The following is a 16,354-nucleotide window of genomic DNA, read 5'->3' on the forward strand; positions in this document are numbered from 1 at the left end:
CCATCGGGGGTCGTATCGGGCCAGCTCGTCAGGACACCCAGCACGTCAGGGCGCCAGGTAGGCCTTGATCAGCGGCATCGCCGACTTCGACCCCGACTCACCGTCGGCCACCATCACGGCGATGGCCAGGTCGTGCGAGCTGAAGGCGATCATCCAGGCGTGCGTCTTCGGGGGATTCGCGGTGCCGTACTCGGCGGTGCCCGACTTGGCGCCCACCATCGTCCCCGCGAGCCCTTGGGCGGTGCCCCGACTGACGACGGCGCGCATCATCTGGCTCAGCTGGGCGGCCTCGCCCGCCGTCAACGGGGCGGCCTTCGAGGTGGGCTTGCTGCTGGCCACCAGCCACGGAATGGTCGTGCGGCCCGAGGCAACCGTGGCCGCCAGTCCGGCCATCGCCATCGGCGAGGCCTCGACCTGGCCCTGGCCGATCATGTTCGCGGCCTTCGTGGTCAGGTTCGGGGCCACCGGCACCGAACCGAAGAACGAGGCGTAGCCCGCGTCGTAGTCCTGACCGATGCCGAGACTGGCCGCCGCCTGGGCGAGGTCGTTCGGGCCAAGCTTGGCGTATTCCCTGATCAGCGCGGTGTTGCACGACAAGGCCAGCGCGTCCTGCAGGCTCATGGTGCCCACCCGCGAGGCCGGGAAGTCGGAGTAGTTCTTGAAGACGCGCCCGTTGACCGTCACCGTGGGTGAACAGTTCACCGTCGTGCCCGCCGAGTACCCCTTGCGCAGCAGGGCCAGCGCCGTCACCACCTTGAAGGTCGAGCCGGGGGCATATCGTCCGAACGTCGCGTCGGGATTCTCACCGGCGGCGGGTGAGTTGGCGGCCGCGACGATTTCGCCGGTCGAGGGCTTGACCACCACGATGGAGGCGATCGGGCCGACCTTGGCGAGCACCTCCTCGGCCTTCATCTGCTTGTCGAGGTCGAGGGAGACCTGCAGGGGTTTGCCGGCCACCTCCTTCTGCTCGAACAGGGTGCTCTCGACGTCCGGGTTGTCCGACGGTGCCGGGCTGGGCAGGTCGCGGCGGGGAACCAGCGCGATGACATGCCCCACCGACCCACGCAGTTGCTTGTCGTAGCGCTTCTGCAGCCCGCTCTGGCCGACCAGGTCGCCCACCTGCAGCAGACCCTTGCTGGCCGCGATCTGCTCGGGGGTGGCCTCGCCCACCACACCCAGGATCGAGCGGGCGAAGGTCGGGTTCGGAGCGACCACGCCCTTGGCTGCCACCACGGACGCTCCCGGGATCGACGTCATGCCGGCCGGGATGTCGGTCTGACGCAGGGTGACGACGGCGACGAAGGCCTTCGCCCCGGCGGCCTTGACGCGCTTGGCGAAGGCGGCGGGGTCGGCGTTGACCAGCCTGGCCAGGGCGCGGGCCGAGGAGTCCCATTGGGCGGGGGTGGCGTTCTGCTTGTCGATGCCCACCCGGAAGAGTTCGCGCTCCTCCATCAGGGCCTGGTTGCCGGCGCCGACGATGGCGGCCCGCACGGGCACGGTGCGGGTGTGCCGCAGCCGGTTCCGCTCGTCCAGATCGGGGTGGACGATGGTGGGGTCCCAGTCGACGAACCAGCGGTCACCGCTGAGGTTGAGCTTGGCCGTGGTGGTGAACTGCCACTTCTGGGACTCGAAGGTGAACGTCTGGGCAAGGTCGACCTCGGCCACGCCATTGGGCAGGTAGCGCACCGGGGTGCTGGTGATCGAGGGGGTGAGCCCGTCCATGCCCGACATGATGGTGGTGTAGTCGGTTCTGGCCTGCGTGGCCGAGGCGGCGTCACCGATGAACGGCACCTTGTCGAGGTTGCCCGCGACCAGACCCTGCACGAGGGCGGTCACCGTGGTGTCGGCCACCGGACCCTGGTAGGGCGTCTCCTGGGCGGCGGTCGGGCTCGGCTGGGGCAGGGGTGACGGCAGCTTGCTGCACCCGGCCAGTACCAGGGCCACGACGAGCGCCAGCGCGACCGCCGGCACCGAGCAGGTGCCGCGGCTGGCGGCGGTGCTGGCGGTGCGACCGATGGGGAAGTCGGGCATGGGGGGCATCCTCTCGTCGTTGCCGAGGATAGTCGCCGCCTCCGACGCCCCGGCGCCACAGCCGCGCCATCACCGCCACAACCCGCACGCGGACTCGCTCGACCCCCCTTGTTGGGCCTCGCACGAAGCCGACGTGCGGGTGGTGGCGGTCACTCGGGGGTTCGGGTGCGTGACCGGGGAGCAGAAACAGACTCTGGTGGTCGCGGCCTGCGACCGGGCAGTATGGAGCCGTGGGGAGGGTTCTTGTCGTGGGGGAGACGGCGCCCAACAGGCGGGCGATCGTCGAGCAACTGCGTGCCCAGGGGCACCAGGCGCACGGACTGGCCGACGTGGCCGGGCTCGACCATGCCGTCGCGCAGTTGCGGCCGCAGGTCGTCGTGCTCGACGCGGGCCTCGTCGGGTCGGGCGAATCGCCGGCCGTGCAGACCGCCCGGGGCACGGGGCGGGTGCTGTTGCTGACCAAGAAGTCGGATCGCACCTCGTTGGAGCCCCTGTCGGCGGACGACCACCTGGCCCGCCCCTACACCGCCCCCGATGTGGCCGCGCACGTGGCGGCCCTGCTGGCCGGCCCGGCGGCACCGTCGGTCACGGTCGGCGACCTCACCATCGAGAACGGCGGCTTCCGGGTGACCCGGGCGGGCACGGTGGTGGCGCTGACGGCGACGGAGCGCAAGCTTCTCGGACGACTGGCCCTCACGCCCGGTGTGCCCGTCTCCAAGGGCGAGCTGATGTCGGCCGTCTGGGGCTACGACGGCTACGGCGACAACCTCGTCGAGGTGCACATGTCGTCGCTGCGCCGGCGGCTGGAGGCCCTCGGCCCGCGCCTGATCGTCACCGAGCGGGGACGCGGATACCGCCTCGGCTGAGCTGCTGGCGCGACCCCTCTGACGAACCCACCGAGGGGCAGGTCACGGGCAGGTCACGGTTGAATCCGCAGGAGTGGAAAACTTCACATCAGCATTGAGGCTTGTCGCGTCTCTTTCACGAAGTTTCAGGGATTCGGCACGCCCAGAGGGGTGACAGGTGCCCTCGACAGTCACCTAACATGGTTGTCGAACCCGGATCGAAGACACGCGCATCCCCCCATTTTGCGCATCCCCCCAAAAGTCTTCGGTTCGGGTTCCTGCATTCCCGCCGGTGCAGACTCGCAGCCCGCTCAGGGTTGGCCCACAGCCGACGCACAGCCGCCACGCCTGCACTGGTGCCATGGCCGTCCTCATCTCCCAGCACCCCGCCGTCAAACCGCGGGTCAGCCCACGCCCCCCGTCGTCAGGCGCCACCGTGGGCGAGGGCATCGTCCGGGCCGTGGGCTGGGTGCTGCTGGCTGCCGCGGTCGCCGTCTTCCTGGCCGGCCGCACCGCGTACGGCTGGGACACCGTTCCCCGCGCGCTGACCAGTCTGGGCGCGATCGCCGGGCTGGTCGCGATGACGCTGTTCGTGATGATGGTCGCGCTCGCCGCCCGTATTCCGGTCGTCGACCGGGCCATCGGGCACGACGGCGCGCTGCGCCTGCACCGCGAGCTGGGGCTCGCCACATTCGCTGCCCTGGGCGCCCACGTCGTGCTGCTGGTCTCGGCGTGGGCCGCCACCGACGGCGGCTGGCTCGCCGGCCTGGCCGACCTGTGGGGCACCACCGACGTGGCGCTCGCCATCGCCGGCACCGGCCTGGCCCTGGTCGTCGGGCTCACCTCGGTGGCGGCGGCGCGCGCGGTGCTGCCGCGTGAGGTCTGGCACCTGATCCATCTGGCGAGCTACGCGGCCATCGGGCTCGCGGTGCCGCACCAGTTCACCACCGGAGGACTGCTGTCGTCCGGGCTGGCCAGGGACTACTGGGTGGTGCTGCTCTCGGCGACGGCCGCCGCCGTCGTCGCGTTCCGGGTGGTGCGCCCTTTGGTGGCCTCGTTCGAGCAGGGGCTCCGGGTCGTCCGCGTGCGCCCGGTCAGTCGCGACGCCGTCGAGATCACGATGACCGGACGACATCTCGACCGGTTGGGCGCCGCTCCCGGCCAGTTCCTGGGGTGGCGCTTCTGGGCGCCGGGGCTGTGGTGGCATCCCCACCCGTTCTCGCTGTCGTCCGCACCGAACGGGCACTCGCTGAGCATCACCGTGCGGGCCCTGGGTCGTGGCACCAGCGCGCTGCAACGCGTGCCGATCGGCACCCGGGTGAGCGTCGAGGGTCCCTTCGGACGATTCACCCCCCGCGTGCGCACCCGCCGTGCCGTGGTGCTCGCCGGCGCCGGGGTCGGCCTGGCCCCCCTCAAGTCACTGCTCGAGGCCCTCGACGTCGAGCCCGGACGAAGCCTCGTGCTGGCCCGCGGCTCGCGGCCCGACGACCTGGTGCATCTGGACGAGATCGCCGCCCTCTGCCGCGCCAAGGGTGCCCGGCTGGAGGTGCTCGTCGGCCCCCGCGGACCATCGTGGACGCCATCGTGGGCGCCGGTGGGGACTCCGGCCGGGCACCTCGGCTCGCTCGCCCCGTGGCTGCCCGACTCCGACCTCTACGTCTGCGGCCCACCCGGCTGGACGCAGGCCCTCATCGACGAGGCCACCCTCATCGGCCTCGACCCTGCCCACATCCATCACGAAAGGTTCTCCTGGTGAGCACTCGTTCAACCCTCGCCGCCCTCACCGCCGGGGCCGGCGTGCTCGCCTGGGGCTGGAGCCTGGGCGCCACGTCGTCCACCTCGTCGGTCACCCCGAGCCAGCCCCAGACCACACAGACCCAGACCACTCAGACCCAGAGCGGTCAGACCCAGACCAGCCAGGGCTCGTCCCTGAAGGACGGCACCTGGACCGGGCAGACCGTCACCCACCGCTACGGCTCGGTGACCGTCACCGTGGTGGTCACCAACGGCGCCATCGCCTCCCTCAGCGAAGACGTTGTCTCCGACGGTGACCACCACTCCGAACGCATCAACGACGAGGCCGTTCCGGTGCTGCGTCAGGAGGTGCTGGCCGCCAACTCCGCGCAGGTGAACACGGTCTCGGGGGGCACCTACACCAGCGAGGCCTACCTGCAGTCACTGCAGAGCGCGCTGGACGAGGCCCGCGCATGACGACCGCGGCGCACGACACCGAGCGGCTGGTCTTCCCGACCATGGGCACCGTCTGTTCGCTGGCGGTGCAGGGCGGGCTGGCACCCGACCTCGTCGACGAGGTGCGCGCGACGTTCACGACCCTGGACGAGCGCTTCAGTCTCTACCGGCCCACGTCGGAGGCGAGCAGGGTGAGCCGGCGCGAGCTGGCCTTCGCCGACGCCTCGCCCGAGTACCGGTCGGCGTACTGGGTCGCCCACGACTGGGGAACCCTGACCGACGGTGCCTTCAACCCGTTCCGCCTCGACGGCACCATCGACCTGCACGGGGTGGTCAAGGCCCTGGCCATGGATGCCACGGCCGAACTGCTGCGCGCCGTCGGCGACTGGTGCCTCAACGTGGGCGGTGACGTGCTCGCGCACGGGCGCCAGGACGAGCACCGCCCCTGGGTGGCTGGCATCGTCGACCCCGACGACCAGCAGGAACTGATCAGTCAGGTCGAGCTCAGCGGTGACCTGCCGGCCGTGGCGACCTCGGGCACGGCGCTGCGCGGGGAGCACATCTGGCGACTGCCGGCCGACCGTGACCCGGCCTTCCACGCCAGCCATGCGCAGGGGCACGACCCGGGCATCGTGCACCGGTTTCGGCAGGTCAGCGTGCACGCCACCGACATCGTCACGGCCGACGTGTTGGCCACGGCCATTCTCGCCGGCGGCCGGGCGACGCTACGAGCCGTCACGGCCGAGCACCAGATCGAGGTCTTGGCGATCGGCGAGGGCGGCGACCTGTGGGCCACCCCCGGGTTCCGCACCTGAGGGTCGTCCCAACCGCCCATGACCGCCACAACCGGCACGCGGGCTTCGTGCACCCCCTCAACAAGGCGTCCGACGTAGCCCGCGTGCGGGTTGTGGCGCTGATTGCCCAAGAAACGGATTGCCCAAGAAACGGATTACCCAGAAAGCTGATTGCCCAGAAAACGGACGAACCCCCGGGCACCGCTGGGGTGCACCGGGGGTTCGTCCGTGCTGGGGGAGTGCGGCTCAGCGCTGGTCCATCGGCACGTAGTCGCGCTCGACCTCGCCGACGTAGACCTGCCGCGGACGGCCGATCTTGCGAGCCGGGTCGTTGCGCTCCTCGCGCCACTGGGCGATCCAGCCGGGCATGCGGCCCATGGCGAACAGGGCGGTGAAGTAGTTGGCGGGGAAGCCCATCGCCTCGTAGATCAGACCCGTGTAGAAGTCGACGTTGGGGTAGAGACGGCGGCTGATGAAGTACTCATCGTTCAGCGCGGTCTCCTCGAGCTCCATGGCCATGTCGAGCAGGGCGTTCGACTTGCCCGAGGCCTTGAGGATCTCGTCGGCGTGACCCTTGATGATCTTGGCGCGCGGGTCGTAGTTCTTGTAGACACGGTGCCCGAAGCCCATCAGCTTCACGCCCGACTTCTTGTCCTTGACCTGCGAGACGAAGGTCTTGGCGTCGAGGCCCTCGGTGCGCAGCTGGGTGAGCATCTCGAGCACGGCCTGGTTGGCGCCGCCGTGCAGCGGGCCCGACAGAGCGTTCACGCCGGCCGAGACCGACGCGTAGATCGAGGCGTCGGCCGAGCCGACCATGCGCACCGTCGAGGTCGAACAGTTCTGCTCGTGGTCGGCGTGCAGGATGAACAGGGTCTCGAACGCGCGCACGACGGCGGGGTCGATCTCGTAGTCCTCCTGCGGGGTGCCGAACGACAGGCGCAGGTAGTTCTCGACGTAGCCCAGCTTGGTCTGGGGGTAGAGGAACGGCTCACCCACCGAGCTCTTGTAGGCGTAGGCAGCCAGCGTCGGGGTCGAACCCATCAACCGCAGGCTCGCGGCCTCGATCTGCTCGGGGTCGTCGACCGAGAGGGTGTCGCTGTTGAACGAGCCGAGCGCCATCACGCCGGCCGCCAGCACCTGCATGGGGTGGGCGCCGCGAGGGAAGCAGCGGAACAGCTCGCGCATGCGCTCGTCCAGCAGCATGCGGCGCGAGATCTTGCCGGCGAAGGTGTCGAGCTGCTCCTGGGTCGGCAGCTCGCCGTAGATCAGCAGGTACGAGACCTCGAGGAACGTGGACTTCTCGGCCAGCTGCTCGATGGGGTAACCGCGGTAGCGCAGGATGCCCTCGTCACCGTCGATGAAGGTGATCGCCGACTTGCACGACGCCGTGTTGACGTAACCCACGTCGAGGGTGGTGCTCCCGGTGGTGGCCAGCACTTTCGAGACGTCGTAGGCGCTGCTGCCCACCGTCGCGTCGATGCCGCCGAGCTCGAGCTCGCCGCCGTCGTACTTCAGGGTTGCCGATGAAGTCATCGCTTCCGCTTCCTCCTTGAACCGTTGACCACGGGGATATCGCACGCCAGCTGCTGTGCGCAGACGGTGGTCCAGTGAGGTCGACCCTACCGTGGGGGCCAGCAGGGCGAAAACTCCCGCTGAGCGGTGATGGACGCTGAATCGGACGGTGCGCGTTCGCCGATCGCGGAACCCGGTCGGGTGTGGGCTCGGGCGATGCACCCGGAAGTTGGGGTGCGTGCCCGGGTAGCTGGCACAGTGGGGTACGTGGCCAAGTTGATCACTGAGCAGACCCTGATGGATCACGTGCTGCGCCTGGGCGACAACCATCCCCCGATCGCCCTCGAATCCGCCGACCGGACGATTTACCGCCCCGACCTCGTGCGCGAGCGCTTCGCCGGGGTCATCGACTACCTCGCCCGCGTCGAGCTCGAGGTCGACCGCAACGTGCTCGAGCTGTTGACGATCCTTCCCGAGGTCTCGGAGGTCGACCGCCTGTTCTACCAGGACATCTGGTACGGCCAGGAGATGGCCCACGGGTACCTGCTCGACCAGTTGCAGGTCGACCTGGGGCTGCCGCCGGCGAACGCGTTCATGACGGTTCCGCTGCGCATGAAGCTGCTGGGGGCGATGGCCCATCTGGAACCGATGCTCGAGATCAGTCGCTTCCTCTACTACCTCACCGGCGCCTCCACCGAGCGCCAGGCCGTGCTGGCCTACTCGTCCCTCATCAAGGAGCTCGAGCAGATGGGTGAGCACGCGATCGCGAAGACCGTCATCCACCCCATCAAGCAGCAGGAGCCCGGTCACTTCGCCTTCTACCAGATGTCGGCCACCAAGATGATCCAGGACGAGGTGCTGGCCCCCTGGCAGTTGTTCGTCGCCCAGCAACTGCGGTCGAAGAGCTTCACGCTGGTCGGCGTCGACTACGTCAAGAAGTACAAGGCCGACATGGGTGGGGTGATCGTCGGCCTCAGCTACGACGAGGAGCTCGAGGTCTACGCCCGTGAGCTCGGACGACTCGAGGCCCGGCTGCTGTGGGCCAACGAGAAGGGCATGGAGTTCCCTCCCTACTTCCTGAAGGCGCTGCGGGAGTCGCTGGAGATGTATCGCGGGCAGGGCAACTTCGACCGCCCCCGCTTCGCCTGAGGAGCCCGGCGGCCCGGGAATGGGGGTGCCCCGCCCTTGTCGGGTGTGGAAGCCTTGGAGGCATGAAGAAGTTGTCGGCCGACGAGATCCGGGGCTCGTTCGTGAACTGCTCCAAGGGCGTCGCTCAGCGGCTGACGCTCCCCGACCTCGACACCACTCCGTGGTCGCGACTCGACCTGCTGGGCTGGCTCGACCCCAGTGGCAGCGGCACCGCGTACCTGGTCACCGAACGGGTCTCCCTCGAGACGGGCGAGTCGTCCCCCATCGGCTTCGTGCTGCGGCAGGCCAAGGGGACCGGCGTGAAGCGGCAGAGCATGTGCTCGCTGTGCACCACCGTGCACTCCAGCTCCGACGTGGCGCTGATGACGGCCGCGCGCCCGGGTGCGAGTGGTCGGGCCGGGAACACCCGCGGCAACTACCTGTGCGCCGACCTGGCCTGCTCGCTCTACGTGCGTGGCCTGAAGAAGCCGGCGCGGGTGCAACCGCACGAGACCATCACGGAGGACGAGAGAATCTTCAGGTTGCGCACGAACCTGAGCTCGTTCGTGGAGCGGCTCGCGGCCGAGTGAGCGCTGGCGCGGCCTGGGCGGGTCGTCCGGCGGTTGTGACGGACTGGTAACAGCTGCCGACAAATCTGCCCGAATCGTGGACACGGGGCGAAGCGCTGGCCTAGGTTCGGCCCATCGATTCCGTCAAAGCCGACCCACCGAAAGGTGACCCCGTGCGCAAGAAACTCCCCGTGCTGCTCGGTGTCGGTGTGCTCGCGTTGGTCTTCCCGACCACCGCGCATGCCGAGCCCGTCAACAACACCAAGCATTTCGAGACTGTGGCGGGGGGCACCAAGGTGCCCTCCGAGTTCCGTCCCGGTGCTGCGAACCCCGACGCCAAGGTCAAGGTCATCGTGCAGATGACCAGCGACCCGGTGGCCGTCGTCGAGTCCCAGCAGGGAACGCTCTCGAAGAGCGAGAAGGCCCAGCTGCGGGCCTCGCTCAAGTCAGGCCAGGAAGGCGTCGTCAAGGCCGTCAAGGCCAAGGGCGGTCGCGTCGAGGCCCAGATGCAGTCCGCCTTCAACGGCGTCAAGGTGCAGGTGAAGCGTTCCGACGTGGCCAGCCTCGCCGCACTGCCGGGCGTCAAGAGCATCAAGTCGGTGACCACCTACACCATCGACAACGCCACCTCGGTGCCCTTCCTCGGCGCCCCGCAGGCGTGGGAGTCGACCGGCAAGACCGGCAAGGGCGTCAAGGTCGCCATCATCGACACCGGTATCGACTACACCCACGCCGACTTCGGCGGGCCCGGCACCCAGGCCGCCTACGACACGGCCCACGCCGCCGAGACCGAGGCCGCCAACCCGGCCTGGTTCGGCCCGGATGCCCCCCGCGTCAAGGGCGGCATCGACCTGGTCGGTGACGACTACAACGCCAACGTGGCTGGCTCGGTGCCCAAGCCCGATGCCAACCCGCTCGACTGCAACGGGCACGGCTCGCACGTGGCCGGAAGCGCGGCCGGTGGCGGCGTGAACGCCGATGGCACCAGCTACGCCGGCCCCTACGACACCTCCACCACCTCGAAGACCTGGAAGGTCGGGCCGGGTGTCGCTCCCGAGGCCGACCTGTACGGCGTCCGCGTGTTCGGCTGCGAGGGCTCCACCGATGTGACCGTCGAGGCCATCGACTGGGCCGTTGCCAACGACATGGACGTGATCAACATGTCGCTCGGCTCGACCTACGGTCGCGGTGACGACGCCTCGGCCGAGGCCGCGTCGAACGCCGCCGCTGCCGGTGTCGTGGTCGTCACCTCGGCCGGCAACTCCGGTGGCAACCCCTACATGGTCGGCTCCCCGTCGACCGGCAAGGGCGTCATCTCGGTGGCCGCCATCGACTCGACCGCTTCGTTCCCCGGAGCCAAGCTCACCGTCGCCGGCCAGACCATCGAGGCCGTCAACGCCAACGGGGCCACCCTGCCTTCGACGCGGATGAACATCGTCGTGCTGAAGGACGATCCCGCGACCTCGGCCAACGAGGCGCTGGGTTGTGCGGCTTCCGACTACACCTTGGCCGGCGTCTCGGCCGATCCGGCGGCACCCGCCCAGGTTGCGGTCGTGAGCCGCGGCACCTGCGCCCGCGTCGCCAAGGCGATCTTCGGCCAGCAGGCCGGGGCCGACGCCGTGATCATGGTGAACACCGACGGCTCGCTGCCCCCCTTCGAGGGACCCATCACCGAGAACCCCGATGACGGCACCCCCTACACGGTGACGATTCCGTTCCTCGGCGTGAAGTCGACCAATGGTCCGCTGCTGGCCAGCAACGCCGGTCAGGCGCTCGCCATGGAGGCCGCCCAGATCCAGAACCCGGGCTTCCGTCAGGCCGCCTCGTTCTCGTCGGGTGGAGCCGCCAACGGTTCGTCCGCCCTGAAGCCCAGCGTCTCGGCGCCGGGTGTCTCGATCGTCTCGGCGGGAGTGGGCACCGGCAACGGCGCCGCGACCCTGTCGGGCACCTCGATGGCTGCCCCGCACACGGCCGGTGTGGCCGCGCTCGCGGTGCAGGCGCACCCGACCTGGAGCGGTCAGGACATCACCAATGCCCTGGTCACCACCTCCGACGCCGATCAGCTGACCGACTACCGACTCACCCGCGAGGGCAACGGACTGGTCGACATCAAGCAGCTGCTGAGCACCTCCGTGTTCGCCTCCGGCGACGCCTGGCGGGCCAACGGCGAGAAGTCGACCGAGCCCTCGCTGAGCTTCGGCTTCGCCGAGTTCGGCAAGAACTACTCGCAGACGAAGACCGTCAGCCTGACCAACAAGGGCACCGCGCCGCGCACCTTCTCGCTGTCGTCGGCGGCCTCGCCGCAGTCGCAGAAGGCCACCGTGGGCATCTCGCCCTCGAAGGTCACCGTCGCGCCGGGCAAGACCGTGAAGGTCGATGTCACCCTCTCGGTGAAGGCGTCCGACATTCCGGCCTCGACCGGTGGGGACGACCAGTGGGCCTTCCACGAGGTGTCGGGACGCATCCTGGCCACCTCGGGTGACGACACCCTCGCGGTGCCGTACCTGCTGGTGCCGCGTTCGACCAGCGACATGTCGGCCTCGCTCAAGGGTCAGCTCGACCTGAACAAGACCAGCGCGACCGTCTCGGTGAAGAACGGTAAGTCCGCGGCCGGAAGCGCCGACTTCTACACCCTGGGCCTGACCGACAAGCAGGACTCGTCCAAGGTCTACGGCGGGGTCGACCTGCGCGCCGCCGGCGTGCAGTCGTTCGCCGACGGTGACGACCAGCTGCTGGTGTTCGCCGTCAACTCCTGGACCCGTTCCTCGAACGCGGCCACCGTGGAGTACGACGTCGTCCTCGACACCAACGGTGACGGCCAGGCCGACAAGATCGTCTTCTCGGTCGACTCGGGCCTGATCCGGGCGGACGATCCCAACGGCCTCACGGAGGTGTTCGTCTACGACGTCGCCACCCGCGGCCTCAGCGCTGCCGGCTTCCTCGCCCAGGCGCCGACCGACTCGTCCACGGTGTTGCTGCCGGTCTACGCCAGCGACCTCGGGGTGACCTCGTCGACGGGTGCCTTCGCGTACTCGGTGGCGAGCTACTCCATCGAGGACAGCGCGGTCAGCGACGAGATGAATGGCGCGGCCACCTACAACCCGTGGAAGAAGGCCATCTCGGATGGCGCCTTCGTCGAGTTGAACTCCGGTGCGAAGAGTGACGTCAAGGTCGCCATCGACCCGGCGGCGGCGAAGGCCACCAAGCCGGCCGGTGTGATGGTCGTGGCCTACGAGAACGGCGCCGGTCAGGGCGAGGCCCTGCTGGTTCCGGTCAAGTGAGGCTGATCGGCCGAGGTTGAACCTCTGACACAGAACCCCCGGGACTCACCGAGTCCCGGGGGTTCTGCGTTGCCGACGGCACGAGCGTCCGCACCTGTCCGCCGATCGAGGAGGAGCGAGGGACGAGCGTCCCCAACCCCCGCTGATCGAGGAGGAGCGAGGAACGAGCGACGTGTCGAGATCATCGTCCCGGCAGGCGACGCCCCAGCAGTCGACTCAGGGTGCGCTCACCCAGCCGACTCATCAGCGGGTTCGAGGTGCGGTAGTACCAGAACAGCCCCATCGCCTGCTCGAACGCCCAGGCTCGTCCCCGCTGCCACTCGAGCTCGTCGCTGCCGAGCCGCTCGCGCAGGCGCACCCGGGGGCCCTCCTCGAGCAGGTGCCACGCGGCGACCAGGTCGAGCGACCGGTCGGCCGGGCCGAAGCCGCCCCCGTCGAGCACCCCCACCAGGCGGGGTGCACCGGTGTCGTCGGGGCGGACGAGAACGTTGCCGGGGATCAGGTCGCCGTGGGTCATCACGTCGGGCCCGGGGGCCTCGGGCAGGGCGAGGAACTGCTCCCACAGGGCGGTCAGCCCGGCGAGGGTGGGCGCGTCGACGAGGGCGGCGGTCTCGGCCAGGCAGGTGCGCACCCAGCCGTCGTGGGTCGCCAGTGAGCCGCCGCGATTCGTGCCCGCGAACACCCGCCCGCCGGTGTCGGCCGCGCGCAGGGCGGCGATCAGGGTGGCCAGGTCGTCGGCGAAGGCCTCACCCGAGGTGCCCCCGCCGAGCCGTTCGGCGGACCAGCCGTCGTCGCCGTCGAGCCAGGTCTGCAGCGACCAGGGCAGTGGGTAGCCGTGGGCCGGTCGTCCGATGCCCAGCGGACGAGGGGTCGGCACGGGCGAGACGGCTGCCAACTCGGCCAGCGCCCGCTGCTCCTGCTCGAGCTGGGCGAGCACCTCGTCCGGTGGTTCGTGGCGGAGCGGAAAACGCGCCGTGACGTCGTCGCCGACGCGGGCGATCAGGTTCACGGTGCCGGTGCCGCCGACGATGCGGATCGGGCCGTTCAGGGCGGGGTACTGGTCGCGCACGAGCCGCTCGATCGCCGCGGGTGACAGTGCGATCTGGTCATCGTGCATCGGTGTGCTCATCGGTGACAGGCTAGAGGCCATGTCTGCAGAGTCGCATGCCGTTTCCCGTCCGAACCTCGTCTTCATCATGTCGGACGACCACGCGGCTCACGCCATCGGCGCCTACGGGTCGCGCATCAATCGCACGCCGCAGCTCGACCGGCTCGCGACCGAGGGGGCCCTGTTCGAGTCGGTGTACTGCACCAACTCGGTGTGCGCGCCGTCGCGGGCGACGATCCTGACCGGCACCTACTCCCACCTCAACGGGGTGCGGTCGATCTATGAGGACTTCGACTACCGGCTGCCGACCTTCCCGCAGGTGCTGCAGCGCCACGGGTATGCGACGGCCCTGTTCGGCAAGTGGCACCTGGGCGAGGCCGACGAGAACCTGCCGCAGGGCTTCGACGACTGGGCGATCTTCCGGGGCCAGGGGGAGTACTTCGACCCGGAGCTGATCACGGCCGAGGGGTCGTCCACGGTCGAGGGCTACGCCACCGACCTGATCACCGACCGGGCCTGCGACTGGATCGGGGCGCGGGGCGACGAGCCGTTCTGCCTGCTGCTGCACCACAAGGCACCGCACCGCCCGTGGCAGCCCCACCCGCGCCACGCCGACGCGTACCCGCTGGGCACCATCCCCGAACCGGACACCCTGTTCGACGACTACGAGACCAAGCCGACCGCCGTCAAGGTCGCCAAGATGCGCGTCTCGGACGACCTGACGGTCACCGATGTGAAGGAGCAGGTGCCCGACGAGCTGCTCGGTGAGGAGCATCGTGTCGAGCGCACCCGCTGGAACTACCAGCGCTACATGCGCGACTACCTGGGGTGCATCCAGGCGATCGACGAGTCGGTCGGACGAGTGCTCGAGACCCTCGAGGCCGCGGGCGTGGCCGACGACACGCTGGTGATCTACACCTCTGACCAGGGCTTCTTCCTGGGCGACCACGGCTGGTACGACAAGCGGTTCATCTACGACGAGTCGCTGCAGATGCCCTTCCTGGCGCGGTGGCCGCGGGCGATCGCTCCGGGCACCCGGGTCTCGCAGTCGCTCACCAATGTCGACTTCGCGGCGACCTTCCTGGCGCTGGCCGGCGTGGGCACTGAGGAACTGCCGCAGCAGCAGGGGGAGAGCTTCCTGCCGCTGTTGTCCGATCCGGCGGCCGAGACCGGGCACTCCGACTCGGTGTACTACCGCTACTGGGAGCACGACGACCCCAGCCACGGCGCCTGGAGTCACTACGGCGTGCGCACGCGCACCCACAAGCTGGTCTACTACTACGCCGCCGGTCTGGGGGTGAAGGGGGCCAGCGACAAGGTCTTCCCGCCCGAGTGGGAGCTGATCGACCTCGAACGGGACCCCCAGGAGCTCATCAACGTCGCGGACGACCCCGCCTACGCCCACGTGCGGGCCGAGTTGGAGCGCGAGCTGGCCCGACTGCAGCGGCACTACAACGACGAGCCCTACGCCGCGGAGTGACCGGGCCAACCGCAGCCGCCCCGAAGCCAACCGCAGACCCAGGTAGCCAACCGCAGGCCCCAGATAGCCAACCGCAAACCCCCAGGTAGCCAACCGCAGACTCTCAAGAAACGGTGCCACCCCCAGGAAGGTTCCTGGGTGGTCTCAATCGGTCAGTGCAACGGTGAGTAGTTGTTGCAGTTTCTCACGTGGGGTGAGGGCGTTGAGAGTTTCGCGGGGTCGGTCGTTGAGGAGGTTCTGGACGTGGAGGATCTCGGCGTCGGTGATCTGGGCGAAGTCGGTGGGTTTTGGCCAGAAGTCGCGGATCAGGCCGTTGGTGTTCTCGTTGCTGCCTCGTTGCCACGGGCTGTGGGGGTCGCAGAAGTAGACCTGGGTGTGGGTGGCGAGGCTGAACGTGGGGTGCTCGGCCATCTCGGATCCTTGGTCCCAGGTGAGTGACTTCATCTGCATCTGCGCTGGCAGGGTGGCGGCCATGGCGATCAACGCGTCGACAACGGTGGTGCTGTCGTGTTGGTCGGGCAGCCGATGGAGCAGGACGAACCGTGAGGCGCGTTCGACCAAGGTGATGATGGCGGTCTGGTTGCGTGCTCCGAGGACCAAGTCACCCTCCCAGTGGCCCGGGATCGCTCGATCGGCTGCCTCGGCCGGTCGTGTGGAGATGTGATGACCCTGCAGCCATGGTCGTCCCGTCCGGGGCGGTAGCTTCGAGTGGGGGATGCGGTGGGTCCGTCCGGATCGCAGTGCCTTGTCGATCCTCAGTTCCTCGCGCAGGGAACCCCTGCCCTGGACGTAGAGGGCCTGGTAGATCGTCTCGTGGCTCACGGAACCATCTTTGCCATGCTGCGCCGCCAGACGGATCGACACCTGCCGGGGCGACCAGTGAGAGTTCAACCCCTCGACGACCCGTTGCCGCAGCACGGGATCGTCCAACCTTGACCGTTTCGGACGTCCCCGACGGCCCGCGGCCGCGGTCTCGGCAGCCTCAGCCCGATACCCGGTCGGTGTCGAGTTGCGGGCGATCTCTCGGCTGACCGTCGACGCCGACACCCCCAGCTGGCCGGCGATGCGCCGTAACGACCACCGCTGGACCAACCCGACATGGATCAACGTCCGATCCGCCAACGACAACCGGGCCCCGTGTGACGGCGCCGGGTGCGGCAGCACCGGCCGTACAACCTCGACCTCAACAACCAGACCGCCATGACGACCACGCTTCAGATCCATGCCAGCAGCATGCAACCAACCAGCAGCCGTCCCCGCGCTCACACCCACCTGATCCGCGGCCCTCTGCGCCGAGTACCCCGACGCCGCCAACCACAGCACCCACTCCCGCATCCACCCCGGGTAACCCGGATTCCCACGACGCATGCAACACCTCCGAACAACGTGTTGCACTGACACCCTGACTCCACCCTG

The 16,354-nt window shown here is 69.1% G+C and carries 12 protein-coding genes; 8 read left to right on the forward strand and 4 right to left on the reverse strand.

Features of this window, described 5'->3' with window-relative positions:
• Window positions 1-45: 45 nt before the first annotated feature.
• On the reverse strand, window positions 46-2,031 hold the full coding sequence (locus ACSDQ9_RS14060; protein WP_435148009.1) for a penicillin-binding transpeptidase domain-containing protein: 1,986 nt from the start codon (window positions 2,029-2,031) through the stop codon (window positions 46-48).
• A gap of 230 nt (window positions 2,032-2,261) precedes the next feature.
• Between ACSDQ9_RS14060 and ACSDQ9_RS14065 the strand changes: the two genes are divergently transcribed.
• From ACSDQ9_RS14065 to ACSDQ9_RS14080, 4 genes are all read left to right on the forward strand, one after another.
• The gene (locus ACSDQ9_RS14065; protein WP_435148010.1) at window positions 2,262-2,897 is read left to right on the forward strand and encodes a winged helix-turn-helix transcriptional regulator; all 636 of its coding nucleotides are present in this window, start codon (window positions 2,262-2,264) and stop codon (window positions 2,895-2,897) included.
• A 340-nt stretch (window positions 2,898-3,237) separates the two neighbouring features.
• Window positions 3,238-4,632 carry a ferredoxin reductase family protein gene (locus ACSDQ9_RS14070; RefSeq protein ID WP_435148011.1) on the forward strand — a complete coding sequence of 465 codons (1,395 nt, stop codon included), beginning with the start codon at window positions 3,238-3,240 and terminating at the stop codon, window positions 4,630-4,632.
• Complete coding sequence (locus ACSDQ9_RS14075; RefSeq protein WP_435148012.1) at window positions 4,629-5,087, forward strand: FMN-binding protein; 459 nt, start codon at window positions 4,629-4,631, stop codon at window positions 5,085-5,087. The genes ACSDQ9_RS14070 and ACSDQ9_RS14075 overlap by 4 nt, the downstream gene beginning before the upstream one ends.
• Window positions 5,084-5,881, forward strand: a complete 798-nt coding sequence (locus ACSDQ9_RS14080) for an FAD:protein FMN transferase (RefSeq protein WP_435148013.1) — start codon at window positions 5,084-5,086, stop codon at window positions 5,879-5,881. The genes ACSDQ9_RS14075 and ACSDQ9_RS14080 overlap by 4 nt, the downstream gene beginning before the upstream one ends.
• A gap of 225 nt (window positions 5,882-6,106) precedes the next feature.
• Here ACSDQ9_RS14080 and ACSDQ9_RS14085 read toward each other — a convergent pair whose 3' ends face one another.
• Complete coding sequence (locus ACSDQ9_RS14085) at window positions 6,107-7,393, reverse strand: citrate synthase (protein ID WP_435148014.1); 1,287 nt, start codon at window positions 7,391-7,393, stop codon at window positions 6,107-6,109.
• 246 nt (window positions 7,394-7,639) lie between these two features.
• Between ACSDQ9_RS14085 and ACSDQ9_RS14090 the strand changes: the two genes are divergently transcribed.
• From ACSDQ9_RS14090 to ACSDQ9_RS14100, 3 genes are all read left to right on the forward strand, one after another.
• Window positions 7,640-8,521 carry a GTP-binding protein LepA gene (locus tag ACSDQ9_RS14090; protein ID WP_435148015.1) on the forward strand — a complete coding sequence of 294 codons (882 nt, stop codon included), beginning with the start codon at window positions 7,640-7,642 and terminating at the stop codon, window positions 8,519-8,521.
• A 62-nt stretch (window positions 8,522-8,583) separates the two neighbouring features.
• Entirely contained in the window at window positions 8,584-9,090 is a 507-nt protein-coding gene (locus ACSDQ9_RS14095; protein ID WP_435148016.1) for an FBP domain-containing protein, read from the forward strand.
• Between the two features lie 152 nt (window positions 9,091-9,242).
• Window positions 9,243-12,350 carry a S8 family peptidase gene (locus tag ACSDQ9_RS14100; protein ID WP_435148017.1) on the forward strand — a complete coding sequence of 1,036 codons (3,108 nt, stop codon included), beginning with the start codon at window positions 9,243-9,245 and terminating at the stop codon, window positions 12,348-12,350.
• Between the two features lie 181 nt (window positions 12,351-12,531).
• Here the strand turns inward: ACSDQ9_RS14100 and ACSDQ9_RS14105 are convergent, their stop codons facing one another.
• Complete coding sequence (locus tag ACSDQ9_RS14105) at window positions 12,532-13,479, reverse strand: aminoglycoside phosphotransferase family protein (RefSeq protein WP_435148018.1); 948 nt, start codon at window positions 13,477-13,479, stop codon at window positions 12,532-12,534.
• A gap of 19 nt (window positions 13,480-13,498) precedes the next feature.
• Here ACSDQ9_RS14105 and ACSDQ9_RS14110 point away from each other — a divergent pair, with 19 nt between their 5' ends.
• Window positions 13,499-14,938, forward strand: coding sequence for a sulfatase family protein (locus ACSDQ9_RS14110; RefSeq protein ID WP_435148019.1), 1,440 nt, complete (start codon window positions 13,499-13,501; stop codon window positions 14,936-14,938).
• 144 nt (window positions 14,939-15,082) lie between these two features.
• On the opposite strand, the gene ACSDQ9_RS14115 is transcribed toward ACSDQ9_RS14110, so the two are convergent.
• The gene (locus ACSDQ9_RS14115; protein WP_435143774.1) at window positions 15,083-16,162 is read right to left on the reverse strand and encodes an IS30 family transposase; all 1,080 of its coding nucleotides are present in this window, start codon (window positions 16,160-16,162) and stop codon (window positions 15,083-15,085) included.
• Window positions 16,163-16,354 lie beyond the last annotated feature (192 nt).

Origin of the sequence: Aestuariimicrobium soli, assembly GCF_051192575.1 — a bacterium.
In the GTDB taxonomy this organism is placed as follows: domain Bacteria; phylum Actinomycetota; class Actinomycetes; order Propionibacteriales; family Propionibacteriaceae; genus Aestuariimicrobium; species Aestuariimicrobium soli.